The organism is Halobacterium hubeiense, assembly GCF_001488575.1.
In the GTDB taxonomy this organism is placed as follows: domain Archaea; phylum Halobacteriota; class Halobacteria; order Halobacteriales; family Halobacteriaceae; genus Halobacterium; species Halobacterium hubeiense.
Window position 1 is genome coordinate 78,633 of sequence record NZ_LN831305.1, and the last position, 18,709, is coordinate 97,341.

The 18,709-nt window shown below is 54.6% G+C and carries 15 protein-coding genes; 10 read left to right on the forward strand and 5 right to left on the reverse strand.

Annotated elements, in window-relative coordinates; translation table 11 throughout:
• The first annotated feature begins 130 nt into the window (after positions 1-130).
• The 3 genes from HHUB_RS15820 (at position 131) to HHUB_RS17560 (ending at position 5,682) form a co-directional block, all read left to right on the forward strand.
• Entirely contained in the window at positions 131-3,517 is a 3,387-nt protein-coding gene (locus HHUB_RS15820; protein ID WP_059059181.1) for a DUF5817 domain-containing protein, read from the forward strand.
• 273 nt (positions 3,518-3,790) lie between these two features.
• Positions 3,791-5,470, forward strand: coding sequence for a hypothetical protein (locus tag HHUB_RS15825; RefSeq protein WP_059059183.1), 1,680 nt, complete (start codon positions 3,791-3,793; stop codon positions 5,468-5,470).
• An 86-nt stretch (positions 5,471-5,556) separates the two neighbouring features.
• Positions 5,557-5,682 (forward strand): hypothetical protein, encoded by a 126-nt coding sequence (locus HHUB_RS17560; protein WP_272948293.1) that lies wholly within the window; start codon positions 5,557-5,559, stop codon positions 5,680-5,682.
• 385 nt (positions 5,683-6,067) lie between these two features.
• Here HHUB_RS17560 and HHUB_RS16925 read toward each other — a convergent pair whose 3' ends face one another.
• Together HHUB_RS16925 and HHUB_RS16930 are read right to left on the reverse strand one after the other, a co-directional pair.
• Positions 6,068-6,727 carry a hypothetical protein gene (locus tag HHUB_RS16925; protein WP_157534037.1) on the reverse strand — a complete coding sequence of 220 codons (660 nt, stop codon included), beginning with the start codon at positions 6,725-6,727 and terminating at the stop codon, positions 6,068-6,070.
• 215 nt (positions 6,728-6,942) lie between these two features.
• Positions 6,943-8,013: a hypothetical protein gene (locus HHUB_RS16930; RefSeq protein ID WP_157534038.1), complete on the reverse strand. Its 1,071-nt coding sequence runs from the start codon at positions 8,011-8,013 to the stop codon at positions 6,943-6,945.
• Between the two features lie 126 nt (positions 8,014-8,139).
• Between HHUB_RS16930 and HHUB_RS15835 the strand changes: the two genes are divergently transcribed.
• Positions 8,140-8,394, forward strand: coding sequence for a winged helix-turn-helix domain-containing protein (locus HHUB_RS15835; RefSeq protein WP_059059238.1), 255 nt, complete (start codon positions 8,140-8,142; stop codon positions 8,392-8,394).
• 99 nt (positions 8,395-8,493) lie between these two features.
• On the forward strand, positions 8,494-10,575 hold the full coding sequence (locus HHUB_RS15840; RefSeq protein WP_059059186.1) for a minichromosome maintenance protein MCM: 2,082 nt from the start codon (positions 8,494-8,496) through the stop codon (positions 10,573-10,575).
• A gap of 179 nt (positions 10,576-10,754) precedes the next feature.
• Here the strand turns inward: HHUB_RS15840 and HHUB_RS16935 are convergent, their stop codons facing one another.
• Together HHUB_RS16935 and HHUB_RS16425 are read right to left on the reverse strand one after the other, a co-directional pair.
• Positions 10,755-12,851, reverse strand: a complete 2,097-nt coding sequence (locus HHUB_RS16935) for a homing endonuclease associated repeat-containing protein (RefSeq protein ID WP_157534040.1) — start codon at positions 12,849-12,851, stop codon at positions 10,755-10,757.
• Positions 12,852-12,856: 5 nt separating this feature from the next.
• Entirely contained in the window at positions 12,857-13,489 is a 633-nt protein-coding gene (locus tag HHUB_RS16425) for a site-specific integrase (RefSeq protein WP_157534042.1), read from the reverse strand.
• A gap of 1,272 nt (positions 13,490-14,761) precedes the next feature.
• Between HHUB_RS16425 and HHUB_RS16430 the strand changes: the two genes are divergently transcribed.
• On the forward strand, positions 14,762-14,977 hold the full coding sequence (locus tag HHUB_RS16430) for a hypothetical protein (RefSeq protein ID WP_082687327.1): 216 nt from the start codon (positions 14,762-14,764) through the stop codon (positions 14,975-14,977).
• Positions 14,978-15,135: 158 nt separating this feature from the next.
• On the opposite strand, the gene HHUB_RS17695 is transcribed toward HHUB_RS16430, so the two are convergent.
• Positions 15,136-15,282 (reverse strand): DUF7563 family protein, encoded by a 147-nt coding sequence (locus HHUB_RS17695; protein ID WP_230892641.1) that lies wholly within the window; start codon positions 15,280-15,282, stop codon positions 15,136-15,138.
• A 1,042-nt stretch (positions 15,283-16,324) separates the two neighbouring features.
• On the opposite strand from HHUB_RS17695, the gene HHUB_RS15855 reads away from it, so the two are divergent.
• The 4 genes from HHUB_RS15855 to HHUB_RS15865 all read left to right on the forward strand — a co-directional run bounded on the left by HHUB_RS15855 (position 16,325) and on the right by HHUB_RS15865 (position 18,671).
• Positions 16,325-16,666: a hypothetical protein gene (locus tag HHUB_RS15855; RefSeq protein ID WP_059059193.1), complete on the forward strand. Its 342-nt coding sequence runs from the start codon at positions 16,325-16,327 to the stop codon at positions 16,664-16,666.
• Between the two features lie 570 nt (positions 16,667-17,236).
• Positions 17,237-17,389 carry a DUF7837 family putative zinc-binding protein gene (locus HHUB_RS17700; RefSeq protein ID WP_449271436.1) on the forward strand — a complete coding sequence of 51 codons (153 nt, stop codon included), beginning with the start codon at positions 17,237-17,239 and terminating at the stop codon, positions 17,387-17,389.
• A gap of 825 nt (positions 17,390-18,214) precedes the next feature.
• Positions 18,215-18,427 (forward strand): hypothetical protein, encoded by a 213-nt coding sequence (locus HHUB_RS15860; RefSeq protein WP_059059194.1) that lies wholly within the window; start codon positions 18,215-18,217, stop codon positions 18,425-18,427.
• A 4-nt stretch (positions 18,428-18,431) separates the two neighbouring features.
• Positions 18,432-18,671, forward strand: a complete 240-nt coding sequence (locus HHUB_RS15865) for a hypothetical protein (protein WP_059059196.1) — start codon at positions 18,432-18,434, stop codon at positions 18,669-18,671.
• Positions 18,672-18,709 lie beyond the last annotated feature (38 nt).

The window sequence follows — 18,709 nt, forward strand, 5'->3', positions numbered from 1 at the left end:
TCGCCCCCAGCCGTGGCTCCGCGATTCTCTTGGCCGAGAGTCGTTACCGGCTGGTTTCGAACGCGAACGGTCCTGGGTACGACGACTAACTCGGGAGTCGTCAGCACGCAACTTCCCGGACAGACGCCCCATGTCCGGACACCACACCATCTGGCTCGTCGGTTGCTCGCACTGTAGCGAGCTCTGGCTCACCGCCGCCGGCCGCAAGACCACAGACTGCCCTCGCTGTCGGACCACCTACAGGACTCGCACACTCCGCAAGTTCGCCGAGGGCACCGACCGCGACGCGCTCGTCGAGAAGCGCACCCAGATCCTCGCCAGCCGGAGCGATCCACGTGCTCGCGACCAGTACCGCGCCACCGTTGACGACGCTCTTGCCGACTACGACTCTCTCGAGGACGCCGCGCAATCGTCGCTCATCGACGAGGCGGCAGTCCTCCGCCACATCGGCGCTGACAACGCCGCCGATCACCTCTACACCAACGATGAATCGACGACGTCCTCCTCATCTTCCTTGGGGATGGAGGAACCGGAATCCGAGCACACGAACTCCTTCGACCCCCTTGGAATCCCACTCCCCGTGGCCGCCGACTCCGGAATCTCGCGTATTCCGCCAGAGCAGGACGGCCAGACGGATCTCTCGACGACGGTTGTCTATCGTGGGCTCCAACCCCAGATGCGGCGCTGGATTCCCAGCCTCCTCGAAGACCTTCTCCCGACGCTCGCTGCTGCCGTCGCCCAATGGACAGTCGACCAAGATAGCCTCACCCTCGAGGATGCGAATACCGAGGGTATCGCGACGGCGCTGCTCGACAAACTTGACATCCACCCGGAGACTGTCGAAATTGATGGTGATCGCCAAGCTCCGGTCGAAGTCCGCGCATGGGTCCGTGACCTCGTGGCGTTCACCGTACGTGCCATCGAGGAAGACGTCACCATTAACGAGGCTCCAGAGTCGCTCACGCGGATCGGAACCGGCCGTGGGTTGCTCAACGCAGGCCGTGCAGCACTCCAAGCTGGCCCGGTTGCACTCCTTGATGTGCTTGAGGTGACGCCACAGGTCGCTGCGACGCTCAATGAGGGCGAGTGGGTTGGGACACGCAAAGAGACACGCGCCCGGTCTCTCGGCGCGCTGGACAGCCTCTCGGACGCCCTAGACATCCAGTTGGTGTTCTCGACACCACGCATGGAGTCACTCCTCGTCGAGGACCACCCTGACTGGACCAGTTGTCATCTCAATCTTACCGAGGACGCAGATACCTCCCACCCATCTAAGACCAACACAGCTGCCGGAGAGGACGCGGCACTCGCGCGGGAGGCGTGGGACATCCTTCGTGAACGCGAGTGGTCAGACACGGGATACACGCGTATCCTCAGGAATATCCCAGCGTCTGGGGCAACTCGTGGTGACCTCGCGGCTGACGACGATGTGAGTCTCTCCGAGGGCAGCATCTACGCGTACGTCGACGACCTCGCAGCGGCTGGGTTTGTCACTATCGACGACAGCACACGCCCCAGTAGGGTCGTCCTAACGGAGCTTGGTGCGTCTATTGCCGACTACGTCGACGCTAAGGGATCTGTGCAGAACCCCGTTCAGGCCAGTCTTACTCAGTCCCCCAACCGTGGTACAAGTGAGTGTACTCCCCAGCACCAACAAGACCCGCCCGGGGACTCCCACCGGCTGGGCGACGACCGCGTCTCTGCCGCCGAGTCGTTCCTCGCGACGACTGGTGACGTCAGCGAGGACGGCTATACGCGGTTCCTCGGTCGATACAGCGGTGGTACTGCGCCTCGAGAGATTGAGCCGGCGACACTTCATCACCAATTACAGGCCGGTCGCTGTACGGAGGGAGTGTCAGTCGTAGAGGACGCGAACCTACAGAAATTCGATGATGGGCGTGTTTCGTACTTGTCTGGTGGGCCATCCTTCGATGACGATGTTGCAGTCGTCTTGGAGTGGGGGAATCCGCTGGGGACGTTGGCACGTCTCGTTGGAACCTTACTTGGGTCGCGGGCGTGGAGTAAGATTCTGCGTCGGAGTCGTCTGGGGAGTAGTCTCGAGAACCTGTGGGCGGGTGCGGACCAGTTCGACTCGGCGCTTGCGGATGTCGCGAAGTTCGGCGCGCAGATGGGGTGGATGAGTTCGGGTGAGGAAAACGACTACCTGTCGTACCGGGAGCGCCTCGAGGCTGTTCGGTGTTCGCTCCTGGAGGATGTCGGACGATTCGATGACCTCGACTATGAGCAGCGGTCGGCACTGTTGTCGAAGCTGATTGGGTTAGCGACGACGGCGACGACGTTGTATCATGCTGCTGGCTATGATTTGACGGTGCATCTTCGGGTGCCGGACTCGACGCAGTTGCGTCGCGACGATGACCGGTATGGTCGGTTCCTTGCGTTCTTCCGGTCGGTGGTGGCGAAGCAAGGCGTCTATCGTGGACCTGATGGCGTGCATTCGATTTATCGGATGCAGCGTGAACACCGCTCGGAGAAGTTGAAGCGGCGGCTGGGATACGAAATTGACCCGGGAGATCCACGAGCAGAGCTGACGTGTTCGTGGGTAGTCGCCGTCGACGGGACAGGTGGCGAGGTCGCCAGTGATATCGAGGACGCGCTATCTGTCGAGGATCACCGTGTTCGTGAGCGGATTCAGGAGGGAGCTGAGGAAGCAGCGGTGATGGACGTGCCGGTAGTCGTGGCAAACGGAGCGGAGACGACGCGGCGTATTGTCGAGGCGTTCGCGATGAAGAAGGGGTTCAGTGCTGGGGCGCGCCAGGACCTCGACCGGCTCGTGAATGTGATTCACGCGGCGCTGGGGACGCAGGAGCGTGCGCCGTCGCCGTTCGACGTGGCGGCAGTAATGCAGGCGTTAGAGTCGAGAGATGAGCCATCGGACGAGTTGGATGTAGGGGCGTTAGCGAGAGGGATCGCGACGCTACCAGCGAATCGGCTGTTGCCGTCGCTATTCGACGAGGGTGAGCGGCCGAAGCTGGCGCTCCAGAAGATGGTGAGGGCACTGCTGGGGAGTGATGGGGCGGTTTCTCGTGGGGATCTCGTGGATGTGTCGTCGCAGAATTCGGTTGACCGGTATCTGCAGCGGTTGCGGGCGTTGGATATCGTCGAACGGGTTGGGCCTGGGGAGTACAGGGCGTACTTGGAGCCGTGGTGGGTGTCGGGGAACGGGCAGAGCGAGCCGTATAGTGAGGCGTATGATGGGGAGATTGCGGCGACCGGGCTGGGGGACGGGCGGTGGGATGCGGTGTTGCTTGGTGCTGCCCACGAACTTGGAGCGGACACAGCGAGTGCGGCGTCTGTCGAGGCATTTTCACAGCCAGTGGTATTCGAGGAGGTGCTTGAGGCGCATCCTGTCTTGGAGCAGTACGAGCACATTCTGCGGGTGTACGTTGACGGAGTTGACGAGGATAGGCCACCGTCGACGGTCGCAAGAATTGGGTCGCCACCACCGGGTGCGGCACCAGACCAACAGACGCTGACCGCGGCGGTATCAAGCGATTAGCTCGGTTGGGGGACGCGAGTAAGACTCTGCACAGGTATTCCTGAATGGGACTGTTCAGTTTCGTTAGTATCGGGACCGAGTCATCGATGAGATCTGGATATGCGACTGAACGGAGGTGAATTATCCACAGATACTACGGTGAGGTGGGTGGGGTGCGAGAACGGAAGATCGTGGAGACGATAAGACTCGTTTAGATTCACCAGATAATCGACTGCTTCGTTGGAATTAGAACTGGGAGCAACTCTTTTCCTCGACACGCCTTAACGGGTAGTAATGCCCTGTGCGCAATGCAATAACCCGCTTTTCGTCGACTATAACCTCGGGGATATGCGGTGTCCCAACTGCGCCTCCCTCTCTATCGAATCACCTGCCACGATACGCAATGAAGTCCAAGCCCTACGCGACCATTTCGGTGAAGAGGCGATGGTCGAGTTCCTCCAGCAATTCGATAAAGAACAACTTATCCTCTCGCTCATCCGGCTCGGGAATAAAGCCGCTGCGAACCTCCTTGATCCCGAGGAACGGGGCTTCCCGGTGCGAGATTTCGTATTCTCCGTCCGGTTCGTGAAACAACTGATCTCGAAGGATAACTTTGGTGACGAGCGCCTCGATCTCACGGAACTCCCGCCCCCGAAACTGGATACCGTCTTAACCCACCGCTTCACAGTTCTTCGAACACTGGAGCATCTGGAGGACCAATTCAAATACGCATACCCACGTGTCTCCACGCCCGGGAAATCCAGCTTTCTCGACCAGTACACCATCTTCGACTCGGAGTTCGCCTACTGCTTCGATCGTAATCTGCGGAGCCTCAACGGAGCTCACGTAGAGAACCGGCCCAAATTTGATAAGAAATCACTGGAATTCCACGATTTCGATACCCCATCTGCGGATGAGATTGAGTCAGTCCGCGACTTCGGACGGACGTTCCACGAACCGATCGTATCGATGTCGTTCGTGATGTCATCATCAGACGCGCTCAACGATGTGTTCCACCAATCGTTTCCTGAAGCGATTACCGTGATGAAATTGGACGCTCTGCTGGATGCACTCGATGCCACATTCAGTGATTCCGCGTTGAACTCCCTTCATGAAACAGGCGAGCTTGGCGTCGCGACATGGAATCAGCTAGAGTACGCTGGTGACACTGTGTTCGGCGACGACTGGAGTCAGGTTCGCGACCACATCGTGATGTATCCGGGGAATGATACTGCGCATCCGTTCCTGTTCGCACTGCCACTGACTCAAGAGACGTCTCAAGGACAGGCACTCCCTGCGATTGAATACGACCAGCTGTTCGTCCTTTATCCACGACATTACTCCCGGTTTATCCGATTCCAGATGTTCCCTCAGATCTACGATGAACAGGGGCGGAAGGGTCACAAGACTTTGGACTCCATACAATCTGAACGGGGTAGACCAACGTACGAGCGGAATATCCATGATTACCTCGTTAACGAAGGATACCAAGTATTCCACAGCGCCGCACACCACTCGAAAACCCAGCCACACGAGATTGACCTCCTCGTTATAGACAACTCGAACAGAGAGATCTGGTTTATTGAGTGTAAGTACAGCCTGCCGTCAGTGAATATGGATGCCTCAGACGGTGTGAAGAAGTACAACGAGAAGATGAACGAGAAAATTTTCCCTGAGTCTGGAGAGGCATTTGATGAGCGCGTGGACTGGTGGCTTGCTAATAAGGTCGGTGAGAACTTCGTGTATCAGGTGGGGGAAACCAAGGAGGACCTTGATGCGGCGAGATTCAGGGACTCGTGGGGCGAGTACAATATCCGCCGGTTTGTGGTGTCGCCAGTTGCGCCGTCGTTCACTGTGAAGCGGGGAATCCGGTTTTTGACTGATCTTGAGTTCTTGGAGTTTGTTGAGGAGGGCGAGTTACCGCTGATTCCGAAGCGCGAAGAGTGGATAAAGGGATCCCATCCTGACAAATGAGTATTGAGTCAGTGGTGGGAATGCAATAACCAAAGCGGTTCCCCCTAGTTTCAATAGTGTGACTCCCCGCTCTTACGCTATCCACGATGAGCCAAGCGACACTCGGTTCTACCCCCTATCAGAACTCGAATCTCTTCTCCGGCTACTACCTCGACGAACGTATCGCGGGCCTTGACGGCTGGGACTGCGACGACGGGCATTATTCAGATTAGTTAATTCCAGGCGAACACGAAGGTTTGCAACCATGTTTGTGCAGAGTCAGCAGTTGCGTGGCGGAAGTGAGTGGCGGACTGCTCAGTCCGGCGTTTCAGCTCTTTAAACAGGAGTTCGACAGCATTCCGATTTCCATGTGTGACGTGTTGAAATCGGAGATCAAGCTCGAATAATGCCGCTTTGAGCCACGGTGCGTCATCAACCAGAAACTCGGCATTTTCGACGTGATGTTTCTCACGTATTGGTCGCTTGAACATCCGAATCGCGGCTGCCGTCGTGTGAAGAAATACCGCGGTTCGTGTGCATATTCGGGAAACGGATTTTCGTCGCGTGTGACCCCACGGGCTCACGTATAGAACCGGGTAGACAAAGAGTGAGGTGTTATTAGGAGATGACCTTTCTGTGCTTCAACGTAAAATCCCAGACGCTCGTATGGAGAATATTAATCGCCTCCTCAGCATCTTCAACAGCAGTCATTACATCTGATTTTGAATATAAATTCCCGCTTGAATCCTTCATGTGGGCTATATTATTCCGGAGTCTATACGCTTCCCGAATTTTCCCCTTCTCACCTGCATCAATAACACCCGTAGAGAACAACCACCACTCGCGTTCCGTTTGAGGAAGACGCTCAACATGTTCTTCTACATTATTTGATACTCTATTTTCGTCTATCACGTTATCAAGGACAGCCTTGATGGACAACGTCTCGATGAGTGAGCCAACGAGGAGAAATAAGTCGTTAACGGGCCTTCGCAGAAGCACCGCCTCCATCCGCTCAAATATTTCTTCGTCGCTAAACCCATCTGGTACCTTCTCTCGAAGAGTCTGTGGTCCGTTCTCAATCTCTTTCTTGAGGGAGTAAAACCGCTTAGTCTGGTAGCGGATAGATGGAGAACCATCGTCGTTAAGCTCGCTCATCCCTATCCTCGCTTGTTGCATCTTGTTTAGCGTGTATGACTTGGATTCATCGTCTTCTAGAGCTTGTTTAAGCCCTCCCGGGACACCAGTATATGCCTCAATAAATGCGTCCCATGGGTCCATCTCAGTGCGTTCTTCCTCCTCTTCGCTAGGTTGACCACTGGTCATTTCCTGAAAATGTAGATTGGTCTAGTATCTAAATCTACTCCCGCAATTTGTGCGTGGCGAGTTATGCAGCCTCTGCTGGCGATACGGTGTGTTTTGGATTGGTGGCCTTAGCCACACCTGTCACAACCAACTGGCCGATTGAGTCCTCTCTGGTGGTTTCTGGGTAATCGCTAGGGCGTGTCGGTCGGTTTTCCGGTGGGGGCGGCAATATATTCTTGGAGGTCTTCGATTGCAGTTTCAAGATCGTTTATCCGTCGCCTGACTTGGGTCAACTGCCGCGTATCGGTGGTCGCGTTCCGGTGGGCATCTGATACCGCCGTTAGTCGTGTTTCGATCATCGACACCGCTTCGTCATACGTCTCCCAGTCTGGATTTCGGTAGAGTGTCGGGTTCACATATTGCTTCGACCGCGGGTTTGGACAGTCAACACGGAGTTGGACCCCACGGAGGTCGGATTCCATGTTCATGAGACGCTTCACAATACGGTCCTCTGACTCGTCGCCAAACTGGGGGTCGTCCCGAACCCTGCGCTTGAGTTGTTGGACGACCTCCCCACTGGTCTCAAGGCGTTCATAGTACGGATTTTCCTCCAGATCGGCTGCACTGTAGGCTGGCCGATCAACGAGTGGGTAACTGTCCAGGGAGTGGTTGCGGTCGTCCACGATGCGATACCAGCGTCGTCGCTCGCTGAGCAGCCAGACTGAGAGTTCACGCCCGTCTAGCTCGTGGGGATTGTTTCCCGGCATGAGGGGGATGAGAAGCCGTTGATCGTATTCCTCGAGGCCGGGGTCAGTGATTTTCTGGTGCGCATCCCCGGTGTCGGATTTAATGTTGAGGTAGCCGGTTTTGCCGACGAGCGGATCAGGGGTGTTGACACCATCATCGGTAATATAGAGGGGGTTGACTGGAACGCTCTGGACGGTTACATCACGTATTTCGCCGCCGTCAATGGCTTGAGTCGGGATTGCTGGTTCAATGTAGAGTGAGTCGTCGTCAGGGCAGGTTGCATGGAGTACTGTGTCATCGGACTCTGGGTTGAGTGTGACCAGTGGGGATGGTGTGTCGGTATCTGTTACCTCGGCGGTTGTGGTGACGGGGGTGTCGGACGATGTGGGTTGCCAGGTGATGGTGAGGACTGTTTCCGGGGGAATTGTTTTGAGGAGTTCGTGGTCCCGGTGATTGGATAGGGAGTTTTCGATTCCGGTGAGCGGGGATTGGGGTTGAGTGGAGGGGGTTGTCATTACGTGGGGGTTTGAACTAATTTGGTAAAAGGCTGTTCACGATTCCGTTTAGTATAATAGACGATTCCGTTTGTTTTGTTCTATACTTCGACAAGAGTAATAATGCGGCGTAAGAGGACAGAGACAATGAGACAGCCCGGAGACTGGATGCAAAACCCCACTGACGACCGCATCCTCGAAGTCCTCGACTCCGGGCTTGAACTCGGCCCCGCCGCAATCGGCCACAACATCGACCGCTCACGATCCTGGGTAAGTCAACGCCTTAGTGTCCTCGTTGAACACGGGCTCGCAACCCAAACAACATCTGGATACTACGCAATTACTGAGGACGGACGCCGCTACCTAACCGGGGAATTCGACGCCAGCAACCTCGATAACTAGGTTCTTGATTCTCGCTTGGGTTCAATCCCATGACCGCTCAAGTTGGTCTGCTTGTAGGTAGTCCAGCAGATTTACCAAATTGACAAATAGATGGCTAGTATGGCCCAGGCCGCCAATCAAGAACTTGTTGACCTTTTCGAGGAGTTCTACCGCCGATACTACAGCGACGACGTTGCGGAGCTCGCCCGCGAGTACCCCCGCGAGTCGAAGTCCCTCGAGTTGGACTGGCGGGACCTCTACCAGATGGACCCCGACCTGGCCGACGACTACATCAACCACCCCGACGACCTCCGGGAGGCCGCCGAGGAAGCCCTCCGGCTGTACGACCTCCCCGTGGACGTCAGCCTCGGACGGGCCCACGTTCGGGTACACAATGTCTCTGAGACTGTCCCGATGGAGGACATCGATTCAGGGACAATCAACACGCTCGTTTCGGTGACCGGGACTGTCGACACAGCACATTCTACCCAGAGTATCGTTGAGCGTGCTGTCTTTGTCTGCCAACGCTGTGGGATGGAAACTGAGGTCCCACAACCTGGACACACAGACGGGGATCTCCAGCAGCCGTATCAGTGCGAGTCCTGCGAGCGTCAAGGCCCATTCAAACTGGATTCTGACCGTTCCAAGTGGGTTGACCAGCAGAAATTCAAGCTCCGTGAATCCCCAATCGGGGATAAGAACGGCAAAGACATCGAGAGTATCCTCGCATTCGCCGAGGACGACATTACAGGGACCGTTGATCCAGGCGACCAGATTACCGTAGTCGGTGTGGTCCGGATGAAGGATCCCGGTGAATACACAGCAGCCTCAATCTCGGATAAGTACATCGAGGTGAGCAGCATCGAACCCGCCGACCCTCTCGAAGAGATCGAGATTTCCACGTCAGAGGAACAGCAGATCACGGATTTGGCGAATACCAGTGATGTTATCGAGCGACTGTGTGATTCGTTTGCGCCGTCGGTCCACGGCTACGAGGAACAGAAGTTAGCCCTTCTTCTGCAACTCTTCGGTGGTGTCGACAAGGACCTCCCAGATGGCGCTCAAATCCGAGGGGACATCCACGTCTTCCTCGTTGGGGATCCCGGCTCGGCGAAGACACGGCTACTGCAAGCGACAACGAAACTCGCGCCGAAAGCGCTCCGAACGAATGGCACGCGGACGACGAGTGCGGGGTTAACCGCAGCAGCTACACGAACGAGTGATGGGACAAGCGCGTGGGAACTTGAGGCGGGGCCTGTCGTTCTGGCTGACGAGGGCCATCTCGCAGTCGACGATCTTGATCATATGCCGGAGGAGGTGAGTGCCAACCTCTACGAGCCGATGGAAGAACAGACGGTTTCGGTCTCGAAAGGCGACGCCAACGATGTCCTCTCGGCCCGCACATCAATCACAGCGGCAGCGAACCCGAAGTACGGGCGGTTCGACCAGTACGAACCACTAGGAGAGCAAATCAATCTGCCGCCCGCCCTAATGTCGCGGTTCGATCTCATCTTCACTCACATCGATAGCGTGGATGAGGCGGGGGATTCGGAGGTTGCGTCGCATATTCTCGACGTCAACCACGTCGGTGAGCTCCGCGCTCAGAATCTGTCTACGGAGAGTGAGACGGAAGATGATCTTCGGAAGTCTGTTGAGCCGGAGATTGAGCTTTCGCTTCTCCGGAAGTATATCGCGTACGCTCGGCGGAACTGCGTCCCGACGTTGACACCAGAAGCAAAGGAGACTATCGAGGAGTTTTACGTGGATCTGCGGTCGAACGGGGCGGACGAAGATGCTCCTGTGCCGGTTTCAGCGAGACAGCTCGAAGCGATTGTTCGGTTGGCAGAAGCCTCCGCGAGAATGCGTCTCTCCGACACTGTTGATCAGGAGGACGCTGACCGTGTCGTTGCACTTGCTCGGAGTGCGCTTCAGGATATCGGGGTTGATCCTGAGACTGGTAGTTTCGACGCTGATGTTGTTGAGCAGGGGAAATCCGGTGAGCAGATGGAGACTGAGGACGTGATTTGTCGTATTGTTGGGCAGCTTGAAGAGGAATATGATGAGGGCGCACCAATAGAGGCAGTTGTCAAGCATGCCGAACAGAGAGGAGTCTCCGCTGAAAAGGCTCAACACGTTCTAGAGAAGCAAAAAGAGAAAGGAGAAATGTATCAGCCGAACGCAGACCACCTGCGTTCAATCTGAAAATCTCCGTCGTGACAATATCGTATATATGACTGTTTGCGGGCTTAGCTTACTCTATAATATCCCCAGAAGTGTTTGCTCATATCTCTTGGTTCGATGTGAATAAAGCCCGGCTCTATCCGTTGATGCAACAAAGACTCCAATCCTACTATATCTCAACTGTACTGTAGGTTATCTAATCAACGAGTAGGCGCGTAGTGGTCCTCTGGTGGGTCGAGGAACACGCCTTCTGGTTCGTATTCATGGTGGGGAGCCCCCTCCATCTGGTACACCCACAAGAGGTAGTCCCCTATCCCTATTTTTTCGCTGGCACCCCAGTTGGTATGCTTAAACCCAACTTGCATCTCGGCTTTCCACAACTCTGCTCCTTGGCGGATAAGATGTGCTGCTAAACTGGATCTGAGATTAGATATTATTCCGTGATGGTCTATCCTGGCTGCCTCCGCGATTGTGCGTACTCGTGTTTTAATTCCTCCTGCATTGATTTGGTCTAGAGTGACTATCTGGGATTCTTGATGCCACTTCAATAGTCCTTCGAGGGGGAGATCCTCCGCTCCACTGGAGTCTGGGGGGTGCCATTTTATTGGGAGCCTAAGAACCCAGTCGTCAGTTGTCTCGAGGTGTTCAGATGGTACAATAATTAGTGTATCACGCTTATCACTATGTAGCCTGTCAAGCCATTCTGTACTGAACTCTCCCAGCAAAGGCTGTGTAAGGCCAGTAAAAGCTGCGAGAAGCCCAATAATACTAGTGACGGGATTTTTTTGTTGAATAGCAGCCTCAACGAAGTCGGCGTACTCTTGTTTTCTCAGCGGGACTCGAGTGTGTGGCACCAGGTTTGCTCGGACACAAGCCTGCCACCACCACCCGAATCTGTCGCGGTATACTTGGGGACTATATTTTCCAGAGATTGCCATTTCACGCTGCGTCGGCGCTCGACGACCATCTGCGAGCCGCTGGAGTTCAGTCAGCAGTTGTTCATCTGAGTAGTGGTTGTAACATGGTGGATCACATCCAGCAGCTTCGACCGCGTCGCTCCAGGTCCCGAATCGCTGGATGACTGTTCTCGCCGTGTACGTTCCCCTCTCTGTGTATTCGGGAGAAGTAGGTGCATTCCCTTGTTCGTCGGCAGTTTCTCGAATATCGGCCAACAGTTCTGTATCGGCAATATCCCGATACACAGTTGGCTCGTAGCCAGCGGCCTTGATAGCGCTGTTGTACCCTCCAAATCGTCGATGAAGTGTGCCTGAATGGAATTCCCCGTGTTCGTCGTACTGCCGACTCGTTGGGATTTCCTCAAGTTCATCGACGACATTCTGTAGGTCAGTCAGTAACACGTCGTCAGCAACATTGCACTCACGGACAGGCTCGAAACCAGCTGTCCTGATAGCATTATTGTAACTGCCAAAATGATATTTCAGACTATTTGAACTATATTCTCCATGGGTATTGTACTGCTCATATGTAGGTGGTCCCCCCACTTCTTCAGCAACTCTCTGGACGTCAAGTAGCAATTCAGTGTCCGTGATGGGTTGCTTCCGATTCGGTTCATGCCCAATCTCTTCGAGAGCAGCAGCAAAACTCCCAAACTGATGTGTGAGCGTATCTCCATGGTATATCCCGAATTCACTGTACTGGTCTTTTGTCGGTGTTTCCCCGAGTTTATCAGCAACCTCTACGAGATCAATTAGCAGGTCCTCAGCTGGAATAGAGTAATAGGTGTTCACTTCGAATCCGGCAGCTTTGAGGGCATTATTGTATGATCCGAACTCATCGGTGAGAAGGTCAAGACTGTATTTCCCATATTCACTGAACTGGTGTGCAGTCGGAACCTCATTGAGGTCTGAAGCGATTTGACGCAGATTAGACAGCAGCTCATCTTTTGAGATATCTCTGTGCCTGTTCGGCTTGTACCCTGCTGCCTCAAGTGCGTCATTATAGCTCCCGAATGCGCGAACCAGCGTATTCGAAGCGTGCTCCCCATATTTGCGGTATTGGAGTTGTGTTGGTGTCTCACCGATATGCTCGGCAACCGCTTGGATATCAGTGATGAGTGCTTCGGTGGAAATCTGGCAATCTGGATCAGCAACTTGCTGATTCGGTTTAAGCCCAGCAGCCTCAATCGCGTCGTTGTAACTCCCGAAGTGGTTCTTGAGGGGTGCGTAGCTGTACTCGCCATGCGCCCGATATTGTGCTACCGTCGGCGCCTCTCCAACCATGTCGGCAACTGCCTGAAGATCGGCGACGAGTTTTTCCTCAGGTATTTTCGAACCCATCCGTGTTAGAACATATCTTTGTCCTTATCCTTGTCCAGTTCATCGCGTGCGAACTGAACATACCTGTAGAACGTCTCTTCGAGTTTGTGGCCGGTCTTGGTCATCGCATAAGCTGTCTCCGTGTCGTTCCGTGCTAACTGCGTACAAAATGATGCACGAAGGTCATGTGCGATTAAGTCGGGTATTCTGTTCCCCTCCTCGTCGGCTCCGAAGTCTCGTATCTGATCTGACGGTACTCCTTCATTCAGGAGTCGCTGTTTCCGCATTGTCGGATTGATCTCAGATTTGGCACCAACTGCCCGAACAGCTCTACTTCCGAACCCTTTGGAAAAACCGTCCTTACCACCTGCCTGTATCATCTTGAATCCGTACTCAGCACCTTCTGGTGCAGCTGGGTCGGAAAGTGCAAAATACCTCTCGCACCGGTCTTTCAGTCCAAAGTACTCTGTCTCATCGGTTACGTGGTTGGTCCAGTAGTTCGGAATGAGCAATTGGCGGCCCGCAGATGCCTGCGTTTTTGGTGTGTATCCACCGTTTCCTGCCCTCTCACAAGCGCCACAGAGGCCAGTATTCGTCGTCTTCCGCGCTTCATCTATTTCTTTTCGGCACTCGTCGTAATCAGGGATGTTGAGGTACAAATCAGTTCCCCGGTATGTGAACCAATCTCGATGTGTATGTCCGGCCGTATCATTTCTTATACCAGTTCCCAGAAAAAGGTGAGATGTCATCGCCTTGTGTGGATCTAGATCCACTTCGTCGCTTGTGAGGACGTCGACGAAGGCATCTTGCCGCTTCTTGTGAAGTGGAATCGCATTACGGCGGGACATATATTCGTTATAGGACAAGTAGGTATATCGTAGTGAAAAATCCTTTGGGGTGAAGTATCGCAATATGATTCTTCAAATTCTCGGCTCTCAGGATTTGCTTCTCTTATATCGGACATGTAATTTTCTCTATTGCGATACTTTTCCACGAAGTATCGTAATGCCATCGCCACTGTATAAGAATAAGAATGTTTTATTTGCCGCCCGATTTGACCCAATATATCATTAAGTATACAACAGAGATTCTGTAATAGATTCGCACCCGTGTAGAACGACGGCCAGAATTTGACATCGGATGAGATATTTAGCAGGACTTTGGACCCTATTTTATTGATGCGGACACACTCCTCCATACTATCGAACGCGTTGCGTTCTCCTCTCAAGAACTGCCACGTAGGAACTGACTGTTCATCGATCCACGCCTAGATTGCGACCATAGCCTCCAAACCCGCCATCACGGAACTCCTCTCTGTCTAGACTGCGGTACTACACTCAAACGGAACGAGACCAGTCGACGGATGTACTAGCCCTTCGGCGCACGCTGACCCTCCAGAGACCTTGTTGAATGTTGCGCTGAGCTGATATTTCCGCTCCGCAGGAGTGCAATAGCCGACGTCTTTCGCGCTGAAAAACCCCTCTTACCTGACGTATCCTTGTTTTTCTACCCTGGTGGCCTCCTCCTCGTTGACTCGTCGTACCTTTGCTTCGTGGACTCGAGTACATTTACTGCCAGGGCATCCAGTCAATCGGTCTACTCTCATTTCATCTGCCTCGTCGTCGTAGATCCACGCAACAGTTTTGTTGCAGTCTGGGCATTTGTATTCAACCTGAAGGGGCATCGGTTGTGGTGTTTCTGAAGACGGTTGTGTGGTTATCTTCTACGCTATGGCCGGTTGGTCGCTTGCTACGGCAGTTGTTGTGCTTGATCTGTGGGCTGGCCTCTGTTGTGCTTCTGGGTTATTCTGGAGAGATGAATTAAACTTGTGCAATATGCACATGCATAGTCGGTTGGCTAACTCGGGTGGTATTATGCGTATGAATGGGTACTTTGCACACGGATTTCGCACAGTCATTATACGCAAGCTGATGGACGAACGCGATCTGCGGCCAGCAGACAAAGCTATCCTCGATGTCTTGAGCCAAGGCCGTGCGACCAAAGGCCTCCTCGTTGATGAGACCGGCTACTCCCGTAACACCGTCTACAATCGTCTTGAAGTCCTCCAAGCAGCCGGCCACGTACGACTCGTCCACGAACCCACTCGATTATTCGAGCTCGCCTCAGACCCGCGAGACAGCAACTAGCCACGACGGCTTGCCAGTCGACCGCAACCTCAAAAAAGCCAGTACCCAGCTAGCCGGCCTCCATAGCAGCTGGCTCGACGACGCAACTGTGGATCAAACAGCTTGGAACGCGCCCTTTGACACCCGCACTGTAGCCTGTCCTGGGCCTCTGGGTGTTGTTAGGTTCGTTTCTCACGGATACCGTTGCGATCACGCGTGACGGTCTCACAGCTGGGGCAGGCACGCGGGCTCGTCACGTCGTCAGGGGTAAACACGCGGGCGTAGGCGTCGGTGACGTGACTGCCACAGTTCTGGCATTCCGGCATACACCGTCCACTCGACGCCTCTGATATAGCCTTTCTGTGGCGACCCACCTGTATCGTTGCCTGCTCCCCCAACCAAGAATCAGTAGCCGAGCCCGCGCCCAGGATATCAACTCATTTTGGTGTGTTCAACATGACCGTCAACTATGGCGACGTGTACCGAGTGCGGCGATGACCTCCCGCCAGATACCGAAGCCGTCTGTGACCATTTTCAGACTGAACACGGATACTTCACTGAGAGTGGCAGCGACAACACCAACGAGTAGTCCCGATCCCAGATTCGGTATTCAGTATCGCAACGGACACAGCTGGCTGTTACACCGTTGATTCGTCCCGGAGTGCCCTTTCTCTGATTATCGGCTCCAGCTGGTACTCGAGAGCCGCGAGCGTTCTGCTGTACGTACCCGACAATTATGTGGGCGCGAATTCCTGAGTCCGATTGTGGGGCGTTCGCCCGACTGTCACACGTCACGTCCACCGTGGGCTAGCCGTCAGCGTTGACGGCTATCGACGCTCGCCTCGAATACTCCAGAGATTCCCTCGACGAACTCCCGCCTCCGTGACTGTCCCCAGTATGGGTCCTCGATTCACGACCGGCATATTCTCGTTGCGTACGGACCGGATAAGAGTCACTGTGGAAATATAAGCAGATTCACTCAAAACGAGGGGTGGGGTGGTGTCGATCTTGAGGTCTCTATTTCGCACACGGGGGGTGGGTGATAGATCAATCTCTCTATTTCGCACACGGGGGTGGTAATCAGCTGTAGTCTTGTGATTTCAAGATGCGATTTTATAAGGGATGGCAGTTGGTTTGAGCGCTCTATTTCGCACGGGGTTCCCCCGCTATTCCACCGTGCAAGGCAACCAGGCAATAGTAACCGAGCAAATACTATAGGAATATTAAAAATATGGATTAGGATACATAACTGCTTTCACTCCAAACGAGGGGTGGGGAGGGAACTCCTGAGACCGCTCGACGCGATGTAGATACTGCAGAATTGGGGAATACTTCACATGCCTTCGGTGTAACCCTAGTAGTAGAACTATGGGTGATTCGAACGACGAGAACCCGTATGTGGTAATTCCAGACACTGACGAGTACTATGCGCTGGGCTTTCTCGTCCGTAATCGCGGAGAGCAATTCACGCTGCCTGAGATTGCCGCCAGCACAGACATGAGTGAAGCGGACGCAGCAGATACGATGACCACCCTCTTCGAAGACGACCTCGTCGAACGGTCTCAGGGAGCCTATTACGTCCCGGTAGACCGTGCAGAAGACCTTCAACGACGGCTTGAGTCGGTTGATGCCGCCGCAAAGTTACATGATGCCGCGCCCGATGATGCCTATGCTGTTGAAGGCTGGGAGGAGCAGGTGGACTCCCTATAAGTGGGTACCGTTCAGTTAGTGGGTGGCTATTCAACACCTGCAGGACGGTGGTCGACCTCGGATATTCGGTTTGTTTCACGGTGAACCAACTCTACAAGGCGTATTTTCGTAGCAGTAGTGTACCGTCGAGAAACCGTCTGTACAGATGAAAATGATACTTCGAAGACGGTGTGTGGGGGGTCGGAGATGATACTTCGAAGACGGTGTGTCATCGAGGAATGAATAGTGGTTTACAGGCGGCTTAGGCCGAGTTTTTCGGGGCTTGACCACGAGGTGATTTACCCTATGAGTTGGCCGATTTGGGTACGAGGAGCGTCTTGATTCGGTATTTTCTCGTCGGGATCGAGCTGCCTTGTGATGGCTGGTGTGCCAGGACCGCAGTGAGACGCGATGGCCGCCGACTCTTCGCAACTCGTGGGCGTGTCGTGTCACTCCGGGTGGCTGACCTATATGTGGATGCAGGCCCCCTAATCCCATAGCGGGAGCGATACACCCGCTGTCACACGCTCGCACCCCCGGACCCAGCCTTCTCTGTCGAAGGCTGTCCACCCTACCTTCGAGACACGATCTATGGCCTCGCAGAATCCCCGAGTTGGCGTCTGTCCCCGATGTGGCGACTTGATCCACCACCGGCATGTCCTCGTTGAGTACGAGACCGGCAACGACGCACGGTACTGGGCGGAATGCCCGGGCTGCGGCGGCGTTGTCGATCCGAACGCATGATCCGGCTACTCACCCGTCTGTTCGGCCGGCCAGATACTGCCTCGATTGTCGAATGCCGGCGCTGTGGGACGACCTTGGAGTCTGGGGATGTCGACCGCTGCTCTGAATGTGGCAGTTCCGAAATCGTGACGTATCGGCTGTGAGCTGTCACCCTGTCGAACGTCGTATTGGAACAGTTACGAGGAGTGGGTTCGTGAACAACCGAATTGGAACAATCGCCAGTGAGACTGCGGATGTAACGATGGACTGATAGGGTCTGTCGATGCAAAACGAATCAATGGAGGACATCCCGCAACCGGCGAGTGATTCATATTCGGTCGGTGACCGGGTGCAAATCTACACCGGCTCTGGCGATCCTGACGCTCGGTATCACGGTGTCGTTTGTGAGATTGTTGAAGTTCTAATGGACGACCTTGGGACGGAAACCGGACGAGCCACAGATGGATACTCGTACATTCTGCAAGACGTAGAAACAGACGAAGAGCTCCCAATTTCGTTTCGTCATCAGGATTTAGTACCGGCTGAAGGCGCTCAGTAGGCCATCTACATTCGGCAAGCGGGGGGTGTGGTCTAAACCTGCGCTATTTCGCACACGGGGGTGCGTTCACGAAACCCGCTATACGTATTGAAGCCACTCACCACATCGAGGCGGGTTTTTCACAGCGCCGATTCGGAGTGAAACAGCCGCTCCGTAGGTGTGCGTACTGACCGGCTGTTTCAGCTCTCACTCTGAATAAAGAATCTGGATTGACAACTACTGGTAGGAATCCCCTTGTTTGACGGAACCGGAGGAACCCTTATATCGGCTGGCCGACACGCACTGCTATGGTCACGGAGAAGCGGGTTGTGAAGAGCATCTCCTCCGCAGTTGTCGGCTTCCTCGTGCTTCAGGGAATCTGGCCAGTTTTACCGAAGACGGGAGTGTTCAGCGGGGTCACGTGGGTATTCCCTGCCGTAGCTGCCGTCGCTATCGGTCTCGTTGTCGTCGGCCCGGGGCGCGTCGTCTGGGATACGCTGACTGGGAATTATTGGGAGTAACATAGTGTGGGAAAAACTCGTCGGTGGCGTCCTCGGGCTCGTCACCGTCGCTATCCTCGGATACGTCGCTCTCGACATATTCACCTTCGCAGTGTCGTCCCCTGCTGCATTGGAACCTGGCGACCCCTTCTACAACGCGCAGCACGGCTTTCTGCCAATAGTGGCGGGGTATTTCCCCTACCTTATCGGCGGTGCTGGTCTGGTCCTAACGGCGCTCGCAGAACTCCTTGCTCGGGGGCGGTGAATATCTTTATCTGACGAGTCGACACCCTCTCTCATTAT

Coding starts and splice junctions, on each gene's coding strand:
- HHUB_RS15820 (WP_059059181.1), top strand. CDS start 131: ATGTCCGGACACCACACCATCTGGCTCGTCGGTTGCTCGCACTGTAGC.
- HHUB_RS15825 (WP_059059183.1), top strand. CDS start 3,791: ATGCCCTGTGCGCAATGCAATAACCCGCTTTTCGTCGACTATAACCTC.
- HHUB_RS17560 (WP_272948293.1), top strand. CDS start 5,557: ATGAGCCAAGCGACACTCGGTTCTACCCCCTATCAGAACTCGAATCTC.
- HHUB_RS16925 (WP_157534037.1), bottom strand. CDS start 6,727: ATGGACCCATGGGACGCATTTATTGAGGCATATACTGGTGTCCCGGGA.
- HHUB_RS16930 (WP_157534038.1), bottom strand. CDS start 8,013: ATGACAACCCCCTCCACTCAACCCCAATCCCCGCTCACCGGAATCGAA.
- HHUB_RS15835 (WP_059059238.1), top strand. CDS start 8,140: ATGAGACAGCCCGGAGACTGGATGCAAAACCCCACTGACGACCGCATC.
- HHUB_RS15840 (WP_059059186.1), top strand. CDS start 8,494: ATGGCCCAGGCCGCCAATCAAGAACTTGTTGACCTTTTCGAGGAGTTC.
- HHUB_RS16935 (WP_157534040.1), bottom strand. CDS start 12,851: ATGGGTTCGAAAATACCTGAGGAAAAACTCGTCGCCGATCTTCAGGCA.
- HHUB_RS16430 (WP_082687327.1), top strand. CDS start 14,762: ATGGACGAACGCGATCTGCGGCCAGCAGACAAAGCTATCCTCGATGTC.
- HHUB_RS17695 (WP_230892641.1), bottom strand. CDS start 15,282: ATGCCGGAATGCCAGAACTGTGGCAGTCACGTCACCGACGCCTACGCC.
- HHUB_RS15855 (WP_059059193.1), top strand. CDS start 16,325: ATGGGTGATTCGAACGACGAGAACCCGTATGTGGTAATTCCAGACACT.
- HHUB_RS17700 (WP_449271436.1), top strand. CDS start 17,237: ATGGCCTCGCAGAATCCCCGAGTTGGCGTCTGTCCCCGATGTGGCGAC.
- HHUB_RS15860 (WP_059059194.1), top strand. CDS start 18,215: ATGGTCACGGAGAAGCGGGTTGTGAAGAGCATCTCCTCCGCAGTTGTC.